The sequence below is a fragment of the Affinundibacterium seohonense genome, from assembly GCF_014284305.1.
GTDB classification, from domain to species: domain Bacteria; phylum Pseudomonadota; class Gammaproteobacteria; order Burkholderiales; family Burkholderiaceae_D; genus Undibacterium; species Undibacterium seohonense.
Window position 1 is genome coordinate 476,293 of sequence record NZ_JACOFW010000001.1, and the last position, 7,218, is coordinate 483,510.

Here is a 7,218-nt window from a genome sequence, read left to right on the forward strand (position 1 = left end):
GCTTGGGCTAATGTTGAAATTTGATCACCCATAATATTGATATCCGCAATGAGTTCAACCCTTATGAAACGCAATTAGGAGAGACAAAGATTATGACAGATTCAGCAGATGATCTAGATGCGTTATTTGAAGAGATGTCCAACCAACGAGATAGTAGCCCGCCCGCAGTCGACGTGCCCGCAGCGCCAGTTATTGAATCAACTCATAACAAACTATCTTTAAGCCTAGCAGGTGAAGGCGCAGCGAGACCTATGTTTGATCGATTAGGTAACCTGGTGCGCATGATGCATGACTCGATGCGCGAACTTGGCTATGATCGATCACTTTCGGATGTCGCCTCACAAATTGCTGATGCGCAAGGGCGCCTTGAATATGTAGCGTCTCTAACAGAGCAGGCAGCAAACAAGGTACTCAATGCAACCGATGCTGGCATTCCAGAGCAAGATGGCCTTGCCAAAAATGCCAAAGACATTGATGAACGCTGGAGTAAGCTATTCAGCGGGAAAATGAGCATTGACGAGTTCAAATTACTTGCCTCAGATTCAAAATCGTTCGCGAACAAAGTCATTACGTCAACCGATGCAGAAAAAGCTCGCTTGCTTGACATCATGATGGCGCAAGATTTTCAAGATTTAACCGGTCAACTGATTAAAAAAGTTTTAATTATCACGCAAGCTGTTGAACATGAGTTGGCACAAATCCTGCTCGATAATGCGCCATCTGATCTCAAAGAGAAAGCCATTGAATTAATGGAAGGCCCGTCTGTTCCTAATGCTGCACTAGAGCAGGACGATGTAGATAATCTACTTGATAGCTTGGGTTTCTAAATGGATGACATGCTCAAAGAATTTGTCGTTGAGGCTTTAGATCTTGCGGTCAATGTAGAGGAGCATTTGCTCTCCCTACAACGAAACCCAGAAGATATGAATACGCTCAACGCGGTGTTTAGATCCTTCCACACCATTAAGGGTGGGGCAGGTTTCATGAACTTGTCTGCGATGGTTTCCGCCTGTCATTTAACCGAAAATTTATTTGATGCTTTACGTACAGGCCAATCACCTGTCACACCAATTGCCATTGAAGCCGCGCTTGAAGCGAGTGGATTTGTTTCTGATCAATTAACCGCACTTTCAAACGGCACTAATCCTGACCAACTGTCAACGATGCCCGCCGCACTCGAACAATTGCTCAACGATGCGATCGAAGGAAAGTCCAACGTAGCAACACCACCACCAAGCGCCCCTACCACAAGCCAAACTGCAGTCGCCCCGCCTCCACAGCCGGTAGCAGATGGTGAAGTCCCGTGGGAAGCATATTACCGTGCAGTTGTTCCAGCTGGAACGCTACCAGAACCTGTCGCCATCAATCCCGTTGTCAAACAAGAGCAAGAAGCGGTTAAAACGTCGTTGGCGACAAATGAAATCAAACAAAACGCCCCAGTAAAAGAAGAAAGTATTCGTATCGATGCAGTCAAGCTCGATGTGCTGTTGGAAGTTGCTGGAGAATCTGTGCAGGCCGCCAATCAAGCAGCAGTGCTACTGGAAAAACTATCACAATTCCCCTTTGATGGTGATGCGGCGCCCTTAATGTCGGCATTAACCGAAACTTTAAATCGCGCTTCCCGCTATTCGACAGAGTTACAAAGAGCAACGCTGGCAACACGCATGCAACCTGTTGGTCGCTTATTCCAAAAATTCCCGCGCTTAATCCGCGAGCTTGCAAAAGATCTGGGTAAGGATGTGGACTTGGAAATTTCCGGTGCAGAAACAGAAGTCGATCGCGTCGTCGTAGATAGTTTGTACGATCCGCTAGTTCATATGCTGCGTAACTCATTGGATCACGGTATCGAAACTGCCGATGAACGCGCGCAAACCAGCAAACCTGCTCGTGCAAAAATTTTACTCAAAGCGTGGCAGGAAGCTAGCAGTGTCATGATCGAAGTCACCGATGATGGCAAAGGTATGGATGCGAATCGTTTGCGTGAAAAAGCCATTTCAAAAGGCTTAATTGGTTCGCACGAAGCACGTACCGATGACGAAGCATTTCAATTGGTTTTCTTGCCGGGATTTTCGACCAAAGAAGTTGCCTCCAGTGTGTCCGGTCGGGGCGTTGGCATGGACGTAGTAAAGACGGCAGTGGAACGGCATCGCGGCGCGATTCGTATTAATTCCCAGCTGGGCAAAGGGACGACTTTCATTATTCGATTACCGATCGAGTTATCGATTGTGCCGACGATGCTGGTGCGTACTGCGGGAGCGTCGCTTGCCTTGCCAATGGCGACAGTGCAACGTGTGGTCGAATTGCCGGAAACCTTCGAAAGTGTCGGCGGTCAACCAGTATTGCGCGATCTTGGCCGCCCATTGCCGATTCGTTCGCTTGGACAAGTGTTGGGCTATGAAAAGAGTACCGAACGCGTCGGCATTGTGATTGCGGCACCGAATCCGTATATCATTTCTGTCGATTCTGTTGATGGTACGTCTGATCTGGTAATTAAACCACTTACCTGCATTTCTACGCCAGGAATCACCGGGACAGCACGCTCTGCGGAAGGTGAATTGGTATTGGTGATTAGCTTGTCATTCCTACTTGATGGCTGTAAAGTTGTTGAACGTGGTGGAAACTAAATAACATCAATAGACCAAACCAAAACGGCGGCAGATCGAGAGGTCTGCCGCCGTTTCAACATCAAACCTAGTTCTCTGGCAAAATAGCCACACCATACAATTCGGCATCCGCCTGACTATTCATGAGCACGACAGAATTGCAACCGCAAGTAGACCTTTGCTTTCAAAATCATTTCGCGAAATTAGGTGCGCCCTTCTTTACGACACTGCATCCGAGTCCAATAAAAAAGCCGTATTTAATTGCCGTTAGTGCACCCATGCTCAAAAAATTTGAGATCAATAATGCACATACCAACTCGGCAGAGTTTATCGACGTATTCTGCGGCAATCGCGTTCATCCGACTAGCACGCCATTAGCAGCAGTTTATTCTGGCCATCAATTTGGCATATGGGCTGGGCAACTTGGGGATGGCCGCGCAATTTTGCTAGGAGACTTCAATTCGGTCGGTGAAGCCGATCAGGAACAGCAGCGCCATGAAATTCAATTAAAGGGTGCTGGCATGACTCCCTATTCCCGCATGGGTGATGGTCGTGCGGTGCTACGCTCTTCAGTGCGAGAGTTTTTATGTTCGGAAGCGATGGCTGGACTAGGTATCCCAACTTCGCGGGCTTTGTGCATTATCGGTTCAGATCAATACACGATACGGGAGATGCCCGAAAAAACCGCAGTCGTCACACGTACAGCACCGAGCTTCATACGATTCGGTTCCTTTGAACATTGGTACTACAACGACAAACCAGAGCAATTGCAACAACTTGCGGATTTTGTCATTCAGCACCATTACCCACATTTACAAGATCTGACAAATCCTTACCAAGGCTTACTCAAAGAAGTCGTATTAATAACCGCTGAGCTCGTGGCGCTGTGGCAAACCGTCGGCTTTATGCATGGCGTTTTGAACACCGACAATATGTCAATACTCGGATTGACTTTAGATTATGGCCCCTTTGGCTTTATGGAAGGATTCGATCCAGCCCACATTTGCAACCATAGCGATACCCAAGGACGCTATTCCTATCAAATGCAGCCGCGCATCGGCCAATGGAATTGCCATGCGCTTGCTCAAGCTTTATTGCCGTTGATTGGCGATATTGAATTGACGCAAGCGGCACTATCCTGCTATAGGGAACACTACGAAACTTATTATGCAAATAAACTTAGTCAGAAATTTGGACTTCAAGAGACGATGCCAGGTGATCAGGATTTATTTGCCGAGTACTTGGATTTAATGGCGGCTACACAAACTGACTTCACACTTGCTTTCCGAAACTTAAGTCAAGTCACCATAGAGCCAAGCGCACAGGAGAATGCCTTGCGTGATTTATTTATTGATCGTGAAAAACTTGATCTATGGTTGTTATCTTATCGACAGCGCCTTCAGCAAGAAAATTCAATAGATGCGGAACGTCAGGCGCGCATGAATCAAATCAATCCTAAATACGTCTTGCGTAATTATCTAGCGCAGCAAGCGATTGAAAAGGCAGAACAAAAAGACTTTAGCGAAATCAACAAACTATTGAAAATTTTAGAAAATCCATTCTCTGAACAGGACGAATTTTCATCGTATGCGCAATTACCACCAGATTGGGCGGCTAAACTATCCGTCAGTTGTTCGTCTTAACACCATCAACATTAATAAAGTTTTCGAAGGGTAAATGGCAAGCATGAATAAGATCAAAAAAACTGAGGCCGAATGGCGTCAACAATTATCAGCGATGGAGTATGAAGTAACTCGCCACGCTGCCACCGAGCGTGCTTTCACTGGCAAGTTCTGGGATCATCACGAAGTCGGCATCTATACTTGCGTCTGTTGCAACACCCCACTATTTGAATCTGACGCCAAGTTTGATTCAGGCTGTGGCTGGCCAAGTTACTTCAAAGCACTCAATCCTGAGCATGTCAGAGAAATTGCCGATCATACCCATGGCATGACGCGCACAGAAATTGTGTGTAATATCTGCGACGCTCATCTAGGGCACGTGTTTCCGGACGGACCGCCACCGACGCGCTTGCGTTATTGTATTAACTCCGCATCACTCAAATTTAAAGCAAAAAATTAACACTATGATGAAATTCCTGTTTGACGTTCTTCCGGTAATTCTCTTTTTCATTACCTATAAATGGGGCGAAAAGAATGCAGAGTCCTCCCAACAATTAGCAAATCAAATTTTGTCGCACTTTACTGCAGGAAATGGTGTGGGTTTGGAACAAGCACCAATCTTGCTGGCTACCGCGCTAGCCATCGTTGCCTCCGTGATACAAATCGGCTATCTAGTGATTTTTAAGAAAAAAGTCGATGCCATGTTATGGATTTCATTCTTCATCATCACAGTGTTTGGCGGCGCGACCATCTATTTTCAAAATGATGCATTCATTAAATGGAAACCAACTATCATTTATTGGTGCTATGGAGCTGCATTCCTGATCAGCGATTTAATGTTTAACAAGAATTTATTGAAAATGGCCATGGGCGGGCAAATTGTGATGGCCGATGAAATCTGGCGGAAACTGAACCTGATTTGGGCGGTTTATTTCTTGGCGATGGGTTTATTGAACATTTATGTCGCATTCAACTATTCTCAAAGTGCCTGGGTTAGCTTTAAATTGTATTCAATTGGCGCCTTACCAGTCTTTTTGATTTTTCAAAGCTTTTTTCTTGCTAAACATATACAGGAACCAAAATGAACTCGCGCCTTGAACGTATTCAACAAAGTCTAGAAAATGCATTGCAACCTAGCCTCTGCGAATTAAGGGATGATTCCGCAGCGCACAAAGGCCATGCGGGTGCTGCCAGTGGCGCTGGGCATTACTCTGTGACCATTATTAGTGAAAAATTTGAAGGCCTAAATCGCATTTCTCGCCACCGACTAGTGTATGATGCCGTTGGCGATTTAATGCATACGGAAATACATGCTCTTGTCATCCAAGCTTTAAGTCCTTCAGAAACACCCAAATAACCAATTTTATTAACCGTTTTTTGTTTTACTTACTTTGTATTTTAGGAACAGATAATGACTTTTAAACCCGCTCATTTGCTGGTTGTACTTCTAGTAACCGCATTCCCTGCGATGGCGCAGAATTTGGCAACGGTCAATGGAAAAGCAATCCCTGCCTCAAAAGCAGAACCATTTGTAAAGCAAGCTTTGGCACAAGGTCAAAAAGACACGCCACAATTGCGCGCAATGATTAAAGACCGTTTGGTTGGTACAGAAGTATTGTTGCAAGAAGCAGAAAAAGCTGGCTATTCGAAAAATGAAGATGTCAAAATGCAGATCGAAATGGCTCGCCAACAGATTTTGATTCAATCCTTGATGCGTGCTCACGTAGAGAAAAATCCAGTGTCTGAAGCCGACATCAAAGCCGCTTACGATAAATGGAAAACACAAAACGGCGACAATGAATACCATCCTTTCCATATTTTGGTAGAAAAAGAAGATGACGCTAAAGCCATCATTTCCAAATTAAAAGGTGGCGCCAAGTTTGAAGAATTGGCAAAACAATCAAAAGACACTGGTTCTGCTGCTAAAGGTGGTGATTTGGATTGGGTTTCACAGGCTAACGTACCACCAGCATTTGCTACTGCTTTGGCGACTCTGAAAAAAGGTCAATTCACTGAGACGCCAGTGAAGACTGAAGTTGGCTTCCACGTCATTAAATTGGACGACGTGCGCCCTCTGAAATTGCCAACTTTGGAAGAAGTCAAGCAACAGATCGGTGAAAGCTTGGTACAAGAAAAAGTTCAGGCATATCAACAGTCATTGATCAAGAAAGCAGTGATCAAGTAATCTGCAATCACTGATTTGCCTCATAAAAAAAGACGCTCTCGAGCGTCTCAGACTGCTGACAAACCCCAAAAGGCCTCGCCAAGTGCGAGGCCTTTTGGTTTAATAGCGGCATGCTAAAAACACCGACACCTTTCCAACACGAATTAGAAATGGTCACCTTGGAACAACTGGTTCCGAAAGACCACCTGCTTCGTTTAATTGATCGTCACATCTCCTTCGACTTCATCCGTGAACGCACTCAAGCGCTTTACTGTGCCGACAATGGTCGTCCCGCGTTTGATCCGGTTTTGCTTTTTAAGATGCTTTTTATTGGCTACCTGTTCGGCATCCGATCCGAGCGCCAAATTGTTCGGGAGATTGAAGTTAATGTCGCTTATCGCTGGTTTCTCGGCTTACGACTGACTGATAAAATTCCAGATGCCTCGACGCTATCGCAGAATCGCCGTCGTCGTTTTGCTAGTACCGATATAGAACAAACCATCTTCGACACCATCGTTGAACAAGCGATTGGACATGGACTTATTGGTGGACGTGTCTTTTACAGCGATAGCACCCATCTCAAAGCCTCGGCAAATAAGAATGGCTATGATATTCATCAAGTCGCGCAAAAGCCCGTGCACTATCTAGAAGAACTTAATAGCGCGATTGATGCCGACCGTTTGGCGCATGGTAAAAAACCACTCTCGCATCAAGACGACGATGAAGAGCCGCCAACGAAAGAAATCAAAATCAGTCCGGTCGATCCCGATGCGGGCTACATGGTTCGTGATGGCAAGCCAACGGGATTCTTCTACCTCGATCATCGCAC

General features: G+C 45.6%; 8 protein-coding genes. All 8 read left to right on the forward strand.

Features of this window, described 5'->3' with window-relative positions; genetic code table 11:
* Positions 1 to 92: 92 nt before the first annotated feature.
* A complete protein-coding gene (locus H8K52_RS02050; protein WP_186920889.1) occupies positions 93 to 827 on the forward strand; it encodes a protein phosphatase CheZ in 735 nt (244 codons plus the stop codon).
* Positions 828 to 2,624: a chemotaxis protein CheA gene (locus tag H8K52_RS02055; protein WP_186920891.1), complete on the forward strand. Its 1,797-nt coding sequence runs from the start codon at positions 828 to 830 to the stop codon at positions 2,622 to 2,624. It begins immediately after the preceding gene.
* Positions 2,625 to 2,746: 122 nt separating this feature from the next.
* A complete protein-coding gene (locus tag H8K52_RS02060; protein ID WP_186920893.1) occupies positions 2,747 to 4,246 on the forward strand; it encodes a protein adenylyltransferase SelO in 1,500 nt (499 codons plus the stop codon).
* Between the two features lie 43 nt (positions 4,247 to 4,289).
* Positions 4,290 to 4,685 carry a peptide-methionine (R)-S-oxide reductase MsrB gene (msrB, locus tag H8K52_RS02065; RefSeq protein WP_186920895.1) on the forward strand — a complete coding sequence of 132 codons (396 nt, stop codon included), beginning with the start codon at positions 4,290 to 4,292 and terminating at the stop codon, positions 4,683 to 4,685.
* Positions 4,686 to 4,689: 4 nt separating this feature from the next.
* Positions 4,690 to 5,310 carry a septation protein A gene (locus H8K52_RS02070; RefSeq protein WP_343044119.1) on the forward strand — a complete coding sequence of 207 codons (621 nt, stop codon included), beginning with the start codon at positions 4,690 to 4,692 and terminating at the stop codon, positions 5,308 to 5,310.
* Positions 5,307 to 5,582, forward strand: a complete 276-nt coding sequence (locus H8K52_RS02075; RefSeq protein WP_186920897.1) for a BolA family protein — start codon at positions 5,307 to 5,309, stop codon at positions 5,580 to 5,582. The genes H8K52_RS02070 and H8K52_RS02075 overlap by 4 nt, the downstream gene beginning before the upstream one ends.
* A gap of 54 nt (positions 5,583 to 5,636) precedes the next feature.
* Positions 5,637 to 6,410, forward strand: coding sequence for a peptidylprolyl isomerase (locus tag H8K52_RS02080; RefSeq protein ID WP_186920899.1), 774 nt, complete (start codon positions 5,637 to 5,639; stop codon positions 6,408 to 6,410).
* A 110-nt stretch (positions 6,411 to 6,520) separates the two neighbouring features.
* A partial coding sequence (locus tag H8K52_RS02085; RefSeq protein WP_186920901.1) for a transposase occupies positions 6,521 to 7,218 on the forward strand: 698 nt, incomplete at its 3' end.

What these genes read in the sequence shown, in the direction of transcription:
- H8K52_RS02050 (WP_186920889.1), top strand. Translation starts at nt 93, where the DNA reads ATGACAGATTCAGCAGATGATCTAGATGCGTTATTTGAAGAGATGTCC.
- H8K52_RS02055 (WP_186920891.1), top strand. Translation starts at nt 828, where the DNA reads ATGGATGACATGCTCAAAGAATTTGTCGTTGAGGCTTTAGATCTTGCG.
- H8K52_RS02060 (WP_186920893.1), top strand. Translation starts at nt 2,747, where the DNA reads ATGAGCACGACAGAATTGCAACCGCAAGTAGACCTTTGCTTTCAAAAT.
- msrB (WP_186920895.1), top strand. Translation starts at nt 4,290, where the DNA reads ATGAATAAGATCAAAAAAACTGAGGCCGAATGGCGTCAACAATTATCA.
- H8K52_RS02070 (WP_343044119.1), top strand. Translation starts at nt 4,690, where the DNA reads ATGATGAAATTCCTGTTTGACGTTCTTCCGGTAATTCTCTTTTTCATT.
- H8K52_RS02075 (WP_186920897.1), top strand. Translation starts at nt 5,307, where the DNA reads ATGAACTCGCGCCTTGAACGTATTCAACAAAGTCTAGAAAATGCATTG.
- H8K52_RS02080 (WP_186920899.1), top strand. Translation starts at nt 5,637, where the DNA reads ATGACTTTTAAACCCGCTCATTTGCTGGTTGTACTTCTAGTAACCGCA.